This is a genomic window from Brachyspira aalborgi, from assembly GCF_008016455.1.
GTDB lineage: Bacteria > Spirochaetota > Brachyspiria > Brachyspirales > Brachyspiraceae > Brachyspira > Brachyspira aalborgi.
The window spans coordinates 685,395-701,627 of sequence record NZ_SAXU01000001.1; the positions used below are offsets into that span (position 1 = coordinate 685,395).

Annotated in this window: 12 protein-coding genes; 7 read left to right on the forward strand and 5 right to left on the reverse strand. The window is 31.5% G+C overall.

The features are described from left to right. The first annotated feature begins 11 nt into the window (after positions 1–11). The 6 genes from grdA to EPJ79_RS03140 all read left to right on the forward strand — a co-directional run bounded on the left by grdA (position 12) and on the right by EPJ79_RS03140 (position 7,849). Positions 12–488, forward strand: coding sequence for a glycine/sarcosine/betaine reductase complex selenoprotein A (grdA, locus tag EPJ79_RS03115; RefSeq protein ID WP_147717462.1), 477 nt, complete (start codon positions 12–14; stop codon positions 486–488). Between the two features lie 127 nt (positions 489–615). Further along, a complete protein-coding gene (gene grdB, locus EPJ79_RS03120; protein ID WP_147560404.1) occupies positions 616–1,914 on the forward strand; it encodes a glycine reductase complex selenoprotein B in 1,299 nt (432 codons plus the stop codon). 78 nt (positions 1,915–1,992) lie between these two features. Further along, the gene (gene grdC / locus EPJ79_RS03125; RefSeq protein WP_147560405.1) at positions 1,993–3,579 is read left to right on the forward strand and encodes a glycine/sarcosine/betaine reductase complex component C subunit beta; all 1,587 of its coding nucleotides are present in this window, start codon (positions 1,993–1,995) and stop codon (positions 3,577–3,579) included. A 12-nt stretch (positions 3,580–3,591) separates the two neighbouring features. Beyond that, positions 3,592–4,770, forward strand: coding sequence for a glycine/sarcosine/betaine reductase complex component C subunit alpha (grdD, locus tag EPJ79_RS03130; RefSeq protein WP_147738406.1), 1,179 nt, complete (start codon positions 3,592–3,594; stop codon positions 4,768–4,770). A 136-nt stretch (positions 4,771–4,906) separates the two neighbouring features. Then, positions 4,907–6,307 carry an alanine/glycine:cation symporter family protein gene (locus EPJ79_RS03135; RefSeq protein ID WP_147738407.1) on the forward strand — a complete coding sequence of 467 codons (1,401 nt, stop codon included), beginning with the start codon at positions 4,907–4,909 and terminating at the stop codon, positions 6,305–6,307. Between the two features lie 126 nt (positions 6,308–6,433). Continuing rightward, positions 6,434–7,849: an alanine/glycine:cation symporter family protein gene (locus tag EPJ79_RS03140; protein WP_147738408.1), complete on the forward strand. Its 1,416-nt coding sequence runs from the start codon at positions 6,434–6,436 to the stop codon at positions 7,847–7,849. A gap of 72 nt (positions 7,850–7,921) precedes the next feature. Here EPJ79_RS03140 and EPJ79_RS03145 read toward each other — a convergent pair whose 3' ends face one another. Genes EPJ79_RS03145 through mscL form a run of 3 tightly spaced genes read right to left on the reverse strand, consistent with a single transcriptional unit; the run spans position 7,922 to position 10,614 of the window. Beyond that, the gene (locus tag EPJ79_RS03145; RefSeq protein WP_147738409.1) at positions 7,922–8,284 is read right to left on the reverse strand and encodes a methionine-R-sulfoxide reductase; all 363 of its coding nucleotides are present in this window, start codon (positions 8,282–8,284) and stop codon (positions 7,922–7,924) included. Between the two features lie 17 nt (positions 8,285–8,301). Then, entirely contained in the window at positions 8,302–10,107 is a 1,806-nt protein-coding gene (pepF, locus tag EPJ79_RS03150) for an oligoendopeptidase F (RefSeq protein WP_147738410.1), read from the reverse strand. A 42-nt stretch (positions 10,108–10,149) separates the two neighbouring features. Next, positions 10,150–10,614 carry a large conductance mechanosensitive channel protein MscL gene (mscL, locus tag EPJ79_RS03155; RefSeq protein WP_147738411.1) on the reverse strand — a complete coding sequence of 155 codons (465 nt, stop codon included), beginning with the start codon at positions 10,612–10,614 and terminating at the stop codon, positions 10,150–10,152. 436 nt (positions 10,615–11,050) lie between these two features. Between mscL and EPJ79_RS03160 the strand changes: the two genes are divergently transcribed. Beyond that, the gene (locus tag EPJ79_RS03160; protein WP_244289057.1) at positions 11,051–11,977 is read left to right on the forward strand and encodes a class I SAM-dependent methyltransferase; all 927 of its coding nucleotides are present in this window, start codon (positions 11,051–11,053) and stop codon (positions 11,975–11,977) included. A 114-nt stretch (positions 11,978–12,091) separates the two neighbouring features. Here EPJ79_RS03160 and EPJ79_RS03165 read toward each other — a convergent pair whose 3' ends face one another. Together EPJ79_RS03165 and EPJ79_RS03170 are read right to left on the reverse strand one after the other, a co-directional pair. Next, positions 12,092–13,756, reverse strand: a complete 1,665-nt coding sequence (locus EPJ79_RS03165; protein ID WP_147738412.1) for a formate--tetrahydrofolate ligase — start codon at positions 13,754–13,756, stop codon at positions 12,092–12,094. A gap of 268 nt (positions 13,757–14,024) precedes the next feature. Next, entirely contained in the window at positions 14,025–15,986 is a 1,962-nt protein-coding gene (locus EPJ79_RS03170; protein WP_244289058.1) for a fructose-1,6-bisphosphatase, read from the reverse strand. Between the last annotated feature and the right edge of the window lie 247 nt (positions 15,987–16,233).

Genomic DNA, 16,233 nt, shown 5'->3' on the forward strand with positions numbered 1-16,233 from the left:
GGAGGAAAGCCATGAGTATTTTAAGTGGTAAAAAAGTGATTATCATCGGCGACAGAGACGGCATTCCTGGAGAGGCTATTAAAGCTTGCGTTGAAACGGTAAAAGACGCTGAAGTTTTATTTGCTTCTACGGAGTGTTTTGTTTGAACAGCCGCAGGAGCAATGGATTTGGAGAATCAAAAGAGAATTAAAGAATTTAACGAAAAATTTGGAGGAGAAAATTTAGTAGTATTATTTGGAGCAGCCGAGGCGGAAGCTACGGGATTAGCCGCAGAAACCGTTATGATAGGTGACCCTACTTATGCGGGAGCGTTGGCTAATGTTTCGCTCGGATTGGCAGCTTATCATGCCGTAGAGCCTGAATTTAAAGAAGCTGTTGACCCAGCGGTTTATGACGAGCAGGTTGGTATGGCAGAGATGACATTGAATGTAGATGAAATCATCGCCGAAATTAAAAAGATGCGCGATGAAAACTGCCAATACAAATAATAGCTAAATTTTTTAACTAAATAAATAATTCTCTAAAATCCATTAAAAAAACCGGTTCGGTTTTAAAATAACTTGGCAGTCTCTTTAATAGAGAGGCTGCCTAAAATTAAAAAAATAGGAGGCTTAAATGCCAGAATATAAAATTGTTCATTACATTAATCAATTTTTCGCTAATATAGGCGGAGAAGAAAAGGCGGATATAGCGCCAGAAAAAAGAGACGGAGTCGTAGGTCCTGGAGCTGGACTTGATGGCGAATTAAAGAAAAGCGGAATTGAAGCAAAAATAATTGGAACGGTAATATGCGGAGATTCTTATTTTAATGAAAATCTTGAAAAAGCTAAAAAAGAAGTTTTGGATATGATTAAGAGCTTTAATCCAGATTTGGTTATAGCAGGTCCCGCTTTTAACGCTGGTCGTTATGGAACGGCTTGCGGAACTGTAGCGAAGATGGTGCAAGACGAATTAAAGATTCCAGCAATTACGGGAATGTATATTGAAAATCCAGGCGCCGATATGTTTAAAAAAGATGTTTATATAATATCTACAAAAAATAGCGCTGCAGGTATGAGAGACGCTTTGCCTAAAATTGCTAAATTGTCTAAAAAACTTCTTAATAAAGAAGAAATAGGAACTTCGGAAGAAGAAGGATATATAGCGAGAGGAGTTCGTAAAGTATTATTCAGAGAAAAAAACGGAGCCGAAAGGGCTGTCGATATGCTTATTAAGAAACTTAAAAGCGAAACTTTTTCTACGGAATATCCAATGCCAGATTTCGATAGAGTGACTCCTGGAGAGGCTATAGCGGATATAACTAAAGCCAAAATAGCGCTTGTAACGAGCGGCGGAATAGTTCCTTCGGGAAATCCAGACCATATAGAATCTTCTTCCGCTTCAAAATACGGCAGATATTCTATAAACGATATGGGCGAGACTGCGCATGGAGGTTATGACCCTACTTATGCAAATCAAGACCCTAATAGAGTATTGCCTGTCGATGTATTGAAAGACCTTGAAAAAGAAGGAAAAATAGGAGAGCTTTATCCTTATTATTATACTACTACAGGAAATGGAACTTCTGTTAAAAATTCAAAGGCTTACGCGTCTGAGTTTGCTCAAACTTTGGTTAAAGACGGAGTTCAAGCCGTTATATTGACATCAACCTGAGGAACTTGCACTCGTTGCGGTGCAACGATGGTAAAAGCGATAGAATCAACGGGAATTCCTGTGGTTCATATTTGCACAATTGTTCCTATATCTTTAACGGTTGGAGCTAATAGAATAGTTCCAGCGGTTGCTATTCCTCACCCTTTAGGAAATCCAAATTTGACTAAAGAAGATGAGAAAAAATTAAGACGGACGCTTGTTGAAAGAGCGTTAAAAGCATTAACGACTCCCGTAGACTCGCAAACCGTTTTTGAAAATTAAAAATTATAAATAAGGGGCGATTAAAAACTTATAATAGTTTCGCCTCTTATTTTAATAAATATAAAAATGGAGTAAAAAATGAGTTACGCTGTATTAAAAGACGCCGCTTACGCTATAGTTCATGCGCCCGATATGGTTATCAATAACGGAACTACGCAAACGGTTGAAAGGGAAGTTAATCCCGATTCTCAATATTTAAAGGACATAAAAAAACATCTTAGAAAATTTGAAGATGTTATTAATTATGCTCCAAATCAAACTTATATTGGAAATCTTCATCCCGAAGAATTAAAAAAATTAGCGGGACAATGTTCCGAAGAGGTAAAAAAATCTGGAGGAAGTTGGATAGGAGTTCCTTGTAAAGGCGATAGAAACGGCAAATTTGGAGAGATATTTTCCGAAGACGAATTTATATTTATGATGAAAATTGCAGATTCTTTTGAGCTTGTATATTTGGAAGCGGAATTTGAAAAGAAAATGAAAGAATTATATATTTCTAAAGAATCTAAATTTAAAAGCGAAGAAGATTTAAATAAAGAATTATCGGGAATAAAATGCGAAACTAAAATAGCCGATATAGAGAAATTATTAAAAGAAGAACATGCCGAAGGACTTTATTTTAATGAAAAATTAGTCGGATGTATAAAGAGAGCGCATGATGTGGATATTAATTTAAGCGCTCATGTTATGTTTGAAAATTTAGCGGTAAAAGCTTCTGGCGTTATGGCTTTAAAAGAACTTATAAGAAAGAAAAATATAGACGCTTCAATCATTGATTTGGTTATAGAATGTTCTGAAGAAGCTTGTGGCGATATGAATCAGAGAGGAGGCGGTAATTTTGCAAAAAGCGTTGCGGAAATTGCTGGAATTCCTAACGCTACAGGTTTTGATATAAGAGGATTTTGCGCTGCTCCTTCGCATGCTTTGGTTACGGCGGCTTCATTGGTTAAATCAGGTTCGTATAAAAATGTAGTAATAGTCGCTGGAGGCGCTACGGCTAAATTAGGTATGAATGGCAAAAGTCATGTCGGTAAAAATTTGCCTATTATTGAAGATATATTAGGAGCTTTTGCTATTTTAATAAGCGAAAATGACGGAATTCATCCCGTTATAAGAACGGATTTACTCGGAAAGCATACCGTTTCTACGGGAAGCGCTCCTCAAGCGGTTATGAATTCTTTAGTAGTAAATCCTTTAGAAAAAGCAAATTTGAAAATTACGGATATTGATAAATATACCGTTGAAATGCAAAATCCCGATGTCACTAAACCTGCGGGAGCGGGAGATGTGCCTGAAGCAAATTATAAAATGATAGCCGCTATAGGCGTTAAAAAAGGCGATATAGAAAGAAGTCAATTAGCCGAATTCGTTGAAAAGCATGGTATGTCGGGCTGGGCGCCTACTCAAGGACATATTCCTTCTGGAGTGCCTTATTTGGGATATGCAATAGACGATATTATGAGCGGTAAAATTAATCGCGTAATGTTAGTCGGAAAAGGTTCTTTGTTTTTGGGAAGAATGACAAATCTTTTTGACGGAATATCCGTTATAATAGAAAAAAATAGCGGAGATAAAGGCGGAAGCGAAGGAGTTTCAAAAGAAGAAGTTAATAAACTTATAGCAAACGCTATGAAAGATTTTGCTAAAAGTATGTTAGGCGAATGAGGAGGTATTTTAATGAGCAATACTTCTAATAATTCGATAGTAAAATCTATGATAGGAGAAACTTTTCTTTCTCTTGCAAACGCTTTGGAAACGGGACAATTTGGTAAAAAAATAGTAGTTGGTATAACCAATAGAGGAAGCGAACATGGAGCTGAAGCGGTATCTTTAGGCGGCGTTATTGCTATGAGCAGAAATAAAAATGTTGAAGTTATTTTAATAGGCGAAAAAAACAATTCTGGATTAAAAACTATAGAAACTGATTGCGATGAAAAAGCCCATAAAATAATGGAAGAGATGCTTAAAAAAGGAGAGCTTGATGCATGCGTTACTATGCATTATCCTTTTCCTATAGGCGTTTCTACGGTTGGCAGAGTTATATCTCAAGCTAATGGCAAAGAATCTTTTATTGCCACGACTACAGGAACTTCGGCTACTATAAGAGAGCAGGCTATGTTTAAGAATGCCATATATGGAATAATTACCGCTAAAGCTTGCGGAATAGAAGAGCCTACGGTAGGAATATTAAATATAGATTCCGCTCGCACAGTCGAAAGAGCTTTAAAAGATTTAGCCTCAAACGGATACAATATAAAATTTGGAACTTCAAATAGAGCTGACGGCGGAGTAGTTTTAAGAGGAAACGATATTATAACGGGAGCGGTTGATATTGTAGTTTGCGATTCTCTTACGGGAAATATACTTATAAAAATGTTTTCTTCTTTTAATAGCGGCGGAAGTTATGAAGCTATAGGATACGGATACGGTCCTGGAATAGGTTTTGGTTTTACAATGCCTATATTTATTATATCGAGAGCTTCTGGTAGTAATGTTATAGCGGGAGCTATAGAATACGCTTATCAATGCATAAACGGGAATATTATATCCGTTATGAATAAAGAAGAAAAGGAAGTTAAAAAATGCGGTTTTGATTCTATATTAGAAAGTTTGAAACCTAAAAATTCCTCCGTTTCTGGAAGCGATAAGGATAAGCCTAAAGTTGAAAAAGAAGTTGTAACCGCTCAAATATCTGGAATCGAAGTTATGGATTTGGATGCGGCGGTTGATTTAGTTATGGGAAACGGAATATATGCAGAATCTGGTATGGGATGCACGGGTCCTATAATATTAGTAAGCGAGAAAAATAAAGAAAATGCAGAAACTATTTTGAAAAATGGCGGATTTATATCTTAGTTTAAGATTAGAAAATAACGCCGAGACATACAATAACGGTAATTTTATTTACTGCAAAAAGGACGGAATTTATTATGCATATTTGTATAATATATTCCGTTTTTTTATAAAAAAATTTAATTAAAAGGAGTATTTTATGGACATTATTTCAAGTATTGTCGGAAAAATCAACAGTTTTTTATGGGATTTCGCTTTGTTGTTTTTACTATGCGGAACGGGAATATATTTCACCATTAGGTTGAAATTCGTTCAAATCGCAAAGTTTAAAGACGGCTGGGACAGAACATTTGGCGGACTCTCATTGAGAGGAAAAGCGGCGGACAAAGAAGGAATGAGTTCTTTTCAGTCTTTAGCAACCGCTGTGGCGGCTCAAGTTGGAACGGGCAATTTAGCTGGAGCGGCGACGGCTTTGATAGCTGGAGGACCTGGAGCTATATTCTGGATGTGGTTATCTGCATTTTTTGGTATGGCTACAATATTTGTCGAGGCTTCTTTAGGACAGCAATATAAAACTGTTACGGAGAGCGGAAACGCAATCGGAGGTCCCGCTTATTATATAAAAGCGGCATTCAAAGGTCCTTTCGGTAAATTTTTGGCTGGTTTATTTGCTATATTTATAATACTTGCTTTAGGTTTTATGGGGAATATGGTGCAGTCAAATTCTATTAGCGGAGCTTTCGTTAACGCATTTCCTCAAATTAAGCCTATATATATTGGTATAGCATGCGCTTTGGTAGCGGCTTTCATATTTATAGGCGGATTAAAAAGAATAGCTTCATTTGCAGAAAAAACTGTTCCTATAATGGCTTTATTCTATATCATAGGTTCTGTAATAATATTAATAATGAATATTAAGAATCTTCCAAGCTCAATAGTTTTAATATTTACTTCCGCTTTTAATCCTCAAGCGGTTATAGGAGGAGGATTGGGCATCGGAGTTCAGCAGGCTATGAGATACGGAGTTGCAAGAGGATTATTTTCAAACGAAGCTGGTATGGGTTCTACGCCTCATGCGCATGCATTGGCAAAAGTTAAACATCCTTGCGAACAGGGAGTTGTGGCTATGATAGGCGTATTTTTCGACACATTTATCGTAGTTACTTTAACCGCTTTGGTTATATTATCTTCTGATATACTTCAAACTAAAATATATCCGTTAGACACCGCTAGCGCTATTCCAGAAACTTTAAAAGGAGTGGGATTACCTCAAGCGGCTTTTAGCAATGGATTTGGATTCTTTGGAGTAGTATTCGTTGCAGTTTGTTTATTATTCTTCGCTTTTACCACGATAATAGGTTGGTATTTCTTTGGAGAGCAGAATGTTAAATATTTATTCGGAGAAAAAGCCGTAAAAGTTTATGCAGTCCTTGTAGTTGGCTTTATACTTTTAGGCTCAGTTTTAAAAGTTGATTTAGTTTGGGATTTAGCGGACTGTTTCAACGGTTTAATGGTTATACCGAACCTTTTGGGAATACTCGCATTAAGCGGTATAGTTGGAACTTTATTTAAAGAATACAATAATTTAAACAAAAAATAGATTATTAATAATTATTTTTACAATTTTATAATGGGGCTTTAAATTTTAAGCCCCATGTATTATTTTATATTTTTTATTAAAATTTTTGGAATTTTAGAATTAATAAAATTTTTTATTGGAGATTAAATGGTTATTATAGAACAGTTAGTCGCAAAAATTAATTCTTTTTTATGGGATTACACTTTAATTATATTTCTTTGCGGAACAGGATTATATCTCACTATAAGATTAAGATTTATACAAGTTAAAGAGTTTATGTATAGCATTACGCATGCTTTTACATCCGCTTCATTAAAAGGAGAGGCTGCAGACGAGCATGGTATGAGTTCTTTTCAGTCTTTGGTTACTTCTATAGCGGGACAAGTTGGAACGGGAAATTTGGCGGGAACTGCAACCGCTTTGGTATCGGGCGGTCCTGGAGCTATATTCTGGCTTTGGGTTTCGGCATTTTTTGGCATGGCTACAATATTTTCAGAAGCCACTTTAGCGCAACAATTTAAAAGATATAAAGACGGGCAAATAATTGGAGGTCCCGCTTGTTATATAAAAGCTGCTTATAAGGGAAAATTGGGAAAAATTTTAGCGGCATTATTTTCAATTTTTATTATTTTAGCTTTGGGAATAATGGGAAATATGGTTCAATCAAACTCAATAGACGCGGCGTTTGCTAATTCTATACCTGTAAATGAAACCATAATAGGAATTATAACGGCTTCAATTTCTGGATTTATATTTTTAGGAGGGATAAAAAGAATAGCTTCTATAACCGAAAAAGTAGTTCCAATAATGGGAATATTATATATATCTGGAGCTTTAATATTTTTGATTTTTAATATAAATGAAGTTCCTCATGCATTTTATATGATATTCGTATCCGCATTTAATCCTAAAGCGATAATAGGAGGCTCTTTGGGAATAGGAATTCAACAAGCTATGCGTTTTGGAGTTGCGAGAGGATTATTTTCAAACGAAGCTGGGATGGGTTCTACGCCTCATGCGCATGCCATAGCAAAAGTTGAGCATCCTTGCGAGCAGGGAGCTGTGGCTATGATGGGAGTATTCGCCACTTTTATAGTAATAACTTTAACTTCTTTAGTAATATTAACTTCAGGCTTATTGCAAGACAATGTATATAATTTATCTTCGCCAAGTTTAATTTCAGAAACTTATAAAGGAATTAGTTTAACTCAAGAAGCTTTTAAGACGAGATTTGGCGATATAGGAGTTTTATTTATAGCCGTTTGTTTATTATTTTTCGCTTTTTCAACTATAATAGCTTGGTATTTTTTCGGAGAGCAGAATATAAGATATTTATTTGGGAATAAAATGTCTAAAGTATATGGAGTAATAGTAGTTATATTTATTTTTATAGGTTCGACTTTAAAAGTAGATTTAGTTTGGGCGTTAGCGGATTGTTTTAACGGCTTAATGGTTATTCCAAATCTTCTTGGAATTTTAGCTTTAAGTCCGTTGATTTCAAAATCGACGAAAGATTATAATAAATTTAAAAAAAGAAAAACTGAAAATAAATTAGAAAAATAATTATATTTTAGTTATATTTTATTAAAGATTAAAGACTTAACTTTTATAAGTATATGATTTAATATTTTTCTTTTATTCTTTAGGCTTAAAAATCAAAGAAATAGAATTAACGCAATGCCTTATATTTTTGTCGGTTAAATTTTCGCCTTCAAATACATGTCCCAAATGTCCGCCGCAATTATTACAGGTTATTTCTATTCTATATCCGTCCGCATCCAAAGAGCGTCTAATAGCTCCTTTTATTTCATCGTCAAAACTTGGCCATCCGCAATGAGATTTGAATTTATCTTTAGAGCGATATAATTTCGCTCCGCATTGTTTACAGCAATATATTCCTTCTTCAAAAAAGTCGTTATATTCTCCCGTAAAAGGATATTCTGTTCCTTTGAAAATTATAATATTTTTTTCTTCTTCGGTTAATTCTCTTTTTTCCATTTATAATCCTTAAATTATTAATTTAATTTTTTTAATTCTTCAACTTCTTTTGCAAATAGTTTTAAAGCGCTTTTTACAACTTCGGGTTTTGTCATATCCACTCCTGCAACTTTCAAATTTTCTATAGGAGTTTTACTTCCGCCGCTTTTTAAGAATTTTAAATAATTATTTCTATTTGTATAATCGTTTCTTTTATTTCCTTCTATAACTCCGTTTGATAAAGCTACAGCCGCAGACATTCCCGTAGCGTATTTATAAACATAGAAAGAGCGATAAAAATGAGGAATTCTCAAAGCTTCTAAATCGCTTACCTCTTCCAAAGCGGCATTTTTGCCGAAATATTTTTTTAATAAATCTTTGTAAACTTTTCTTATAAGTTCTAAAGTAGTAGGATTTCCTTCTTCCGCTTCTTTATGAATTATATGCTCGAATTCTGCAAACATTGTCTGTCTAAAAACAGTTGCGACAAATCCGTTAATGTCTTTATTTAAGAGAAATTTTTTAACTTCTTTTTTGCTTTCGTTTTGCATCAAATAATTAAATAATAATTTTTCGTTAAAAGTTGACGCGACTTCAGCCTCAAAAATAGTATAATTATGATGCTGATAAGGATTATTTTTTCTACTGTAATAACTATGCATACTATGTCCAGCTTCATGCGCCAATGTAAATACAGATTCTATAGTTTCGTCTCTAAAATTCATTAATATATAAGGTTCTGAAACATAACAACCCGCCGAAAATGCGCCGCTCGTTTTTCCTTTATTTTCGTATTTATCAACCCATCTTGAATTTAATCCTTTTGTTAAAATATTTGTATATTCTTCTCCCAAAGGCTCGAAAGCTTTACTCAAAATATTAACCGCATCGTTAAAAGTATTTTTTATTTTTACATTTTTCACTATTGGAGCGTATTTGTCATATTGTCTAAAATCTTTTATTCTCAATTTTTTCTGACAATATTTATAATAATTATGCAAAGAAGGAAGCGCATTATGAACGCTCTCAATTAAACTATCATAAACGCTTATGGGAATATCGTCTTGGAATAATTCCATTTCTCTAACGCTTTTATAATTTCTAATTTTAGCCGAAAATATATCTTGCTTAATTTGGCTTGCATAAAGTTCCGCTAAAGTATTTTTATGTTTATCGTATTCTTTATAAAATTGATTGTAGCTTTCTTTTCTTATCTTTCTATCTTGACTCTGCTGAAAACTTGAAAAAGTGGCATGAGTTAAGGGCATTTTTTTATTATTTATTTTAATCTCTCCAAAATCCAAATCGGCGTCATTTAAAGTGTCGAATACATTTGAAGCCGTTGAAGATAATTCGCCCTGCAACGCGAGTATTCTCTCTTCTTTTTCCGACAAAGTATGAGGTTTATATTTAAGAATATTATTCAAATAAATTAAATATTCTTTTAAAACTTCGTCTTTTAAAAAAGATTTAATTTTTTTATCTTCTATACTCATTAATTCTGGTCCAAAAAAACTTAAATTTGCTGAAATTTCAGAAGATAATTTTGATAATCTCGCCGCTTTAATATTTGAATCGTTATTTGTTAAATCTTCCGTTTGTTTTAAGAAAGCATAAGAACCTAATTTTTCCAAAATTATTGACGCTTTCATTATAGAATCTAATATATTTTTTAATTCGCTTGCAGAGTTCGATAAATTGCCTTTGAATTTTTTCGCTTTATTTGAAAATTCTTCCATTTTCTTAAAATCGCTTTCAAATTCTTTATCGTTTTTATATAGCAAAGTTAGATTCCAAGTATCTTCGGTTTTTACATTTTTTCTTAAAATTAATTTATTTTCCATTTTTGTATCCTCTTATAAATCGTAAAATATAGAATTAAAAATTTATTTATCCAAACTTGAAGTGCAATTAGGACATTTAACCGCTTTTATGTTTATATTAGAAAAACAATAAGGGCAGGCTTTTTCCGTAATTTCTTTTTGCTCTTTTTCTTTTTTTACAAAAGAATTTTCCATTTTATTAAAAGCTTTTATAACTAAAAATATTGCCAAAGCCGTTATAAAAAAAGTTATAAGAGTATTGATAAAAACGCCGTAGCTTATAACGACAGCTCCTGCGGATTTAGCGGCTTCCAAAGAATGATAAGGTCCTTCGTTTTCAACGCCTTTTTTTATAACTAAAAATATATTAGAAAAATCTATTCCTTTTAAAAGCAAACCTATTGGAGGCATTAAAATATCATTAACCAACGAATCTGCTATTTTGCTAAACGCCGCTCCTATAATAATACCGACAGACATATCGAGTATATTTCCTCTCATAATAAACTTTTTAAACTCTTGTAGCATGATTTAATCTCCGTAATTTTTAATTTGCGTATAATTATATATTAATAAAATGAAAATTAAAAGTATGATTTAAATATTTTTATGAAACTTTTGATTATGATTAAATTAAAAATCGGCTATAAATTTGATTTAAACATGTTTTATGATATACTTTGAAAATACCAATCAAAATATATAATAATAAGTAATAGAAATTTCAAGTTAACATAATACTTATTATAGGAACATAAATTATTAAATTATGATTAAATTTCACTTAAATTTTTGATAATTTATTATTTTTTGATTAATATGCTAATTAAAGAATACAAACAATATTTATATTTTACCGTTGATATTTTATTTTTTGTATGTTATAATGGCTTTTATTATAAATTATTGAGGTTGCATATTCCGATAATAAGTAATATGTTAACAAACTCTGGGAGAAAAATATATGAATGACAAAACTATAAACAATATTGTATGGTGGATACCTATTAGGAAATTAAGAGATAAAGTCAGATACGATTTATTAAAACTTGTAGAAGAAAGAAAATATATGCCCCCGAAATTGAAATATCTATTAAACGAAATAATCATAGATGGCGAAAATATTGAAACCGATGAAGAAAATAGAAAATTAATAAAAGATATATTAATAAATTCGGAAAATGAAAATAATAGTATTCTTCATAACTATTTTATTAACAATAATTCAAACGCAATACATAAAGGCTTTTCGTATTTCGATTTGTATGAAAGATATTTTTCAAGATTTAAAGGCAGGGATATTAATTTATTAGAAATAGGAGTTCAGAATGGAGGTTCTACTAAAATGTGGGAGTATTATTTTAAAAAAATAAATCCCAATTTTAAAATAAACATATTTGGATTAGATATTGACAATAGAGTTAAATCACTTGGTATTGAAAACGAAAATATAAAATTATTTGTAGGCTCTCAATCCGATAGAGATTTTTTAAGGAAATTAAAATCCGAAATACCAAAAATAGACATATTGATTGATGATGGCGGGCATCGTATGGAAGAACAAATTATAACTTTTGAAGAAATGTATTCCCATATAAAAGACGATGGAATTTATTGGTGTGAAGATTGTGGAACATCTTATTGGAAAGGACATTATGGTGGCGGTTATAAAAATCCAAATTCTTATATAGAATATATGAAAAATTTAATAGACTCTATAAATGCATACAATGCTACTGAAAAAGATAATTTAAGAGTTTCAAATTTTACGAATACTGCATACGGAATATATTTCCATGAAAATGTCGTGGTTGTAGAGAAAAAATTAAGAAATCCTTATTATGTCAATATTGCAATAGGTTCAAGTATCGGAAAACATATTATTTATTAAAATATTTTTTAAATAAAATGAATAATTCAATTAATTTTTTATTACAAATTGTAAATTAAAAATATTATTAAATAATAATTAATTGTTTATAAATTAATTATTTAAACTTTGAAATTAAAATAATCCTTTTATATTTCCTTTTTTGTCTATGTCAATATTGCAAGCTGCGGGAATTTTAGGAAGACCAGGCATATCAATTATTCCGCCAGCCATAGCGATTATAAAGCCCGCGCCAGAAGCGAGTTTTATTTCGTCAATATTTAAAGTATAATTTTTAGGCGCTCCGAGTAATGAAGGATTATCGGATATTGACTTTTGCGTTTTTGAGATGCAAATCGGAAAATTCCCAAATCCTAAACTTTCGGCTTTTTTTATCATTTTAAGCGCTTTATTTGAAAATTCTATTTTTTCAGCTCCGTATATTTCTTTGCATATAATTTCAATTTTTTCTTTTACGGGCAAATTTAATTTATATAAAGGTTTGTAATTTGATTTTTTTGTTTCTATAATTTTTACGACTTTTTTAGCCAATTCTTTAGCGCCGTTTCCTCCATGCTCCCAAGCCTCGCATAAAGCTATTTTGATATTCAAAGATTTGCAATGTTCTTTTATAAGATTTATTTCTTTTTCTGTATCGGAAGAAAATTTATTTATAGCGACAATAATCGGAATATTATATTTTTGCATATTTTCTATATGTTTATCTAAATTGTCAAAACCTTTGCTTAAAGCTTTTAAATCTTCTTTTGAAAGTTCTTTTGCTTCGCCATGATGTTTTAAGGCTCTTATTGTCGCCACTAAAACTATACAATTAGGATTTAATTTTGCTAATCTGCATTTTATATCCAAAAATTTTTCAGCTCCCAAATCTGCAGCAAATCCCGCTTCGGTTATCGTATAGTCTGCAAGTTTCAAAGCCATTTTTGTAGCCAAGATTGAATTGCATCCATGCGCTATATTTGCAAAAGGACCGCCATGAACTATAGCGGGAGTATTTTCAAGAGTTTGAACTAAATTAGGTTTTATAGCATCTTTAAGCAAAACTGCAGCCGAACCTTCAATTTTTAAATCTTTTACTTTTAATGGATTGTCGTTTTTATCGTAAGCAAAAATTATATTTCCAATTCTTTTTTTCAAATCCATTAACGAAGTCGACAAACATAATATAGCCATTATTTCGGATGAAACCGTAATTTGAAAAGAAGATTCTCTCGGAATTCCATTTTGACTTCCGCCAAGTCCGATTATTATATTTCTTAAAGCTCTGTCGTTCATGTCAACCGCTCTTTTGAAAACAATTTTATTAATATCGATATTTAATTTATTTCCTTGTTTTATATGATTGTCTATGCATGCGGCTATAAGATTATGAGCGCTCCCGATTGCATGAAAATCTCCATTGAAATGCAAATTAATATCTTCCATAGGAATTATTTGAGAATATCCGCCTCCGCAAGCTCCTCCTTTAATTCCAAATACTGGACCTAGCGAAGGCTCTCTTAAAGCGGCGATTGTCCTTTTTCCGATTTTATTTAAGCCTTGAGTTAATCCGATTGTAACGGTTGATTTTCCTTCTCCCGCTGGAGTCGGAGTTATCGCCGTCACTAAAATAAGTTTTCCGTCTTTTTTATTTTTTAATTTGTCTAAAAGCGACAATTCAATTTTAGCTTTATATTTTCCGTAGACTTCATAATCTCCGTCTTTTAAGTTTAATTTTTTCGCTATCTCTTCGATTCTTTTTAATTTGCATTCTTGAGCTATTTGTATATCGGTTTTCATTTTCGCCTCCAAAATATTAGTTTTCTAATTATATACGGTATATAAAAAATAACAATTTTTTTATTTATTTGAAATTAAAATTTATTCTTACTTTAATTAACATCAAAAAAGTTGAGAGTAAATTTTTTGCATCCGTCTACCTTTGGCATAGTTATTTTTTATGGGATAAAAATAACATCAATTTTTTTATACCTTTTATTATAAATAATTAAAGTAAATAAATCTCACTGAAAGCAAACAGTCAACATAAAATATTGCTTTATATCAATTATCCTCTCTTCTCTTTTACTATTCCGCTTTTATAGGCATTTAAAAGTTCCGACAAATCGGATATTCTTTTTGAAAGCGCTTTTCCCGTATCGGTTTCTCCTACTGTAACTCTTTTATTAAATCTTTCGACTATGGTAATTTTTGGAGAGATTTTAAATCCAGAATCTACAACTTCGGCAAAAGGTCTATGTTCAGCGATAATCATCATATTTGAATTTGATATTAAAGTATATCCTCCAATTCCAGTGCTTTTATGATATGCTTTTGATAATCCGCCGTCTATAACGAGCAATATTCCTCCGCCTTTTATAGGGCTTTCTCCTTTATGAGTTTTTACGGGAACATGTCCGTTTACAATATGCGATTTATTAATATCCAAATCAAATTCTTTCAATATGCTTTTACAATAATCTCTGTCCTCTATATGATAATAATATGGATTATAATGCTCTTTATGAGTGGCTTTATCTTCAATAAAATATCTTTCAAAAGTCGTCATTTTATTTTTTCCAAATAATGGCGATTTTGGTCCGCTCCATAAATACCAACAATAATCTAAAGCGTTTAATTGCTCTTCGCTTCCAACCTCGCAATAAAACGCCTTTCTTACTTTATCTTCAACCTGTTTTAAATATTTCCATCCCGATAAATATTGTCCGTCAATATAAACATCGTCAAAAGTTCCGTCCTCTTTTGTAGGAATGCAACCATGATAAAGCAAATTGCCGTTAAATATTTTATATATTCCGCCCTTATCATAAATATAATTCATATGTCTTTGCAAAACGGGACTATTTATAAAAGAGAACGCCAAACTTTGTATTAAAGTATTTTCGCCTTCGGTTAATTCAAAAGGATTTTCTGGATTAATTGTAGGAAAATTTTTATCTTTTAATTCGTAAACTTTGCCTTCAATATTTATAGTTCCGTTTTTATAATCGATTTTATCGAGTAAAATTCTTTCGTCCATTCCGTAATTAGGATGTCTTTTTATTAATTGACATTCCAATTTAAATTGAATTATAGAAATCGCTTTATGCATTTTTGCAGCTAATTCTTTATCAACTTCGTCATACATATTTTTATCTAAAGTGTTCGGCTTAAAAACTTCGCAAGGGTCGTCTTTATAAACTTCGTTTGCAAAAGAAGAAAGCGAGCGCAAATTTATTCCATAACTATATTCAAGCAAATCAAAATTATTATATCTTATTGCAAGACGCGCCGCATTGGCTACGCAAATTAAACTTCCTTTAGCCGCTCCAAGCCAATGGATATCATGATTTCCCCAAGCTATATCGACTTCGTTAAAAGTCATTATGCTTTCCATAACTTTATCGGGATGAGGTCCTCTGTCGTAAATATCGCCGACTATATGAAGTCTATCGACAGAACATTGACGAATCAAATGGCATAAAGCTATAATAAATTTTTCTTCCGCCGAAATTTCTATTATAGAATCTATTATTGAAAAATAATAATTTTCTTTATTTTCTTCGTCTCCCGTTTGCAAAAGTTCGTCCAATATATACGCAAAATTTGAAGGCATTTTTTTTCTAATTTTTGAACGAGTATATTTACTTGTCACAACTTTGCAAATTCTTATAAGTCTATAAATCGTTATTCTGCACCAATCGTTAAAATCTTTTTCGCTTGATTTTTGATTTATAAGATTTTTAGTATCAACGATTAATATTTGAAGTTCCACTCTATCATGTTCTGGCAAAGTATTTTTAAATAACAATTCAATTTTTTCTCTTATAACTCCCGAAGAAGTTCCAAGCAAATATTCAAAACCTTCCGATTCTCCATGTATATCGCTTAAAAAATATTCCGTGCCTTTTGGAAGTTGAGAGATTGCTTTTAAGTTTATTATTTCAACCGAAGCATCGTCTATAGTCGGATAATTTTTTGAAAGAAGTTCCAAATAATCTTTATCTTTTAAATTTTTGTTCATCATCATAAAATTCTCCTTAAAATAAAATAACTTATATTATTAAGTATATACAAATTTATAATTTAATCTATAGATAATTGAAAATATATCAATATTTTATTAGATTTTATACGATAGACATAATTTTATAAATTAATATTTAGATATTTATCAATTAAATATTTGTTAAAATTAAAAAAAAGTAGTTGACTTTTTTAAAAAATTTGTTATCTTAAGTATAGAAAATAAATAAAAAAATGTTTGGATGTAAATC

Coding starts and splice junctions, on each gene's coding strand:
- EPJ79_RS03135 (WP_147738407.1), top strand. CDS start 4,907: ATGGACATTATTTCAAGTATTGTCGGAAAAATCAACAGTTTTTTATGG.
- EPJ79_RS03165 (WP_147738412.1), bottom strand. CDS start 13,756: ATGAAAACCGATATACAAATAGCTCAAGAATGCAAATTAAAAAGAATC.
- pepF (WP_147738410.1), bottom strand. CDS start 10,107: ATGGAAAATAAATTAATTTTAAGAAAAAATGTAAAAACCGAAGATACT.
- grdD (WP_147738406.1), top strand. CDS start 3,592: ATGAGCAATACTTCTAATAATTCGATAGTAAAATCTATGATAGGAGAA.
- EPJ79_RS03170 (WP_244289058.1), bottom strand. CDS start 15,986: ATGATGATGAACAAAAATTTAAAAGATAAAGATTATTTGGAACTTCTT.
- EPJ79_RS03160 (WP_244289057.1), top strand. CDS start 11,051: ATGAATGACAAAACTATAAACAATATTGTATGGTGGATACCTATTAGG.
- EPJ79_RS03140 (WP_147738408.1), top strand. CDS start 6,434: ATGGTTATTATAGAACAGTTAGTCGCAAAAATTAATTCTTTTTTATGG.
- grdC (WP_147560405.1), top strand. CDS start 1,993: ATGAGTTACGCTGTATTAAAAGACGCCGCTTACGCTATAGTTCATGCG.
- mscL (WP_147738411.1), bottom strand. CDS start 10,614: ATGCTACAAGAGTTTAAAAAGTTTATTATGAGAGGAAATATACTCGAT.
- EPJ79_RS03145 (WP_147738409.1), bottom strand. CDS start 8,284: ATGGAAAAAAGAGAATTAACCGAAGAAGAAAAAAATATTATAATTTTC.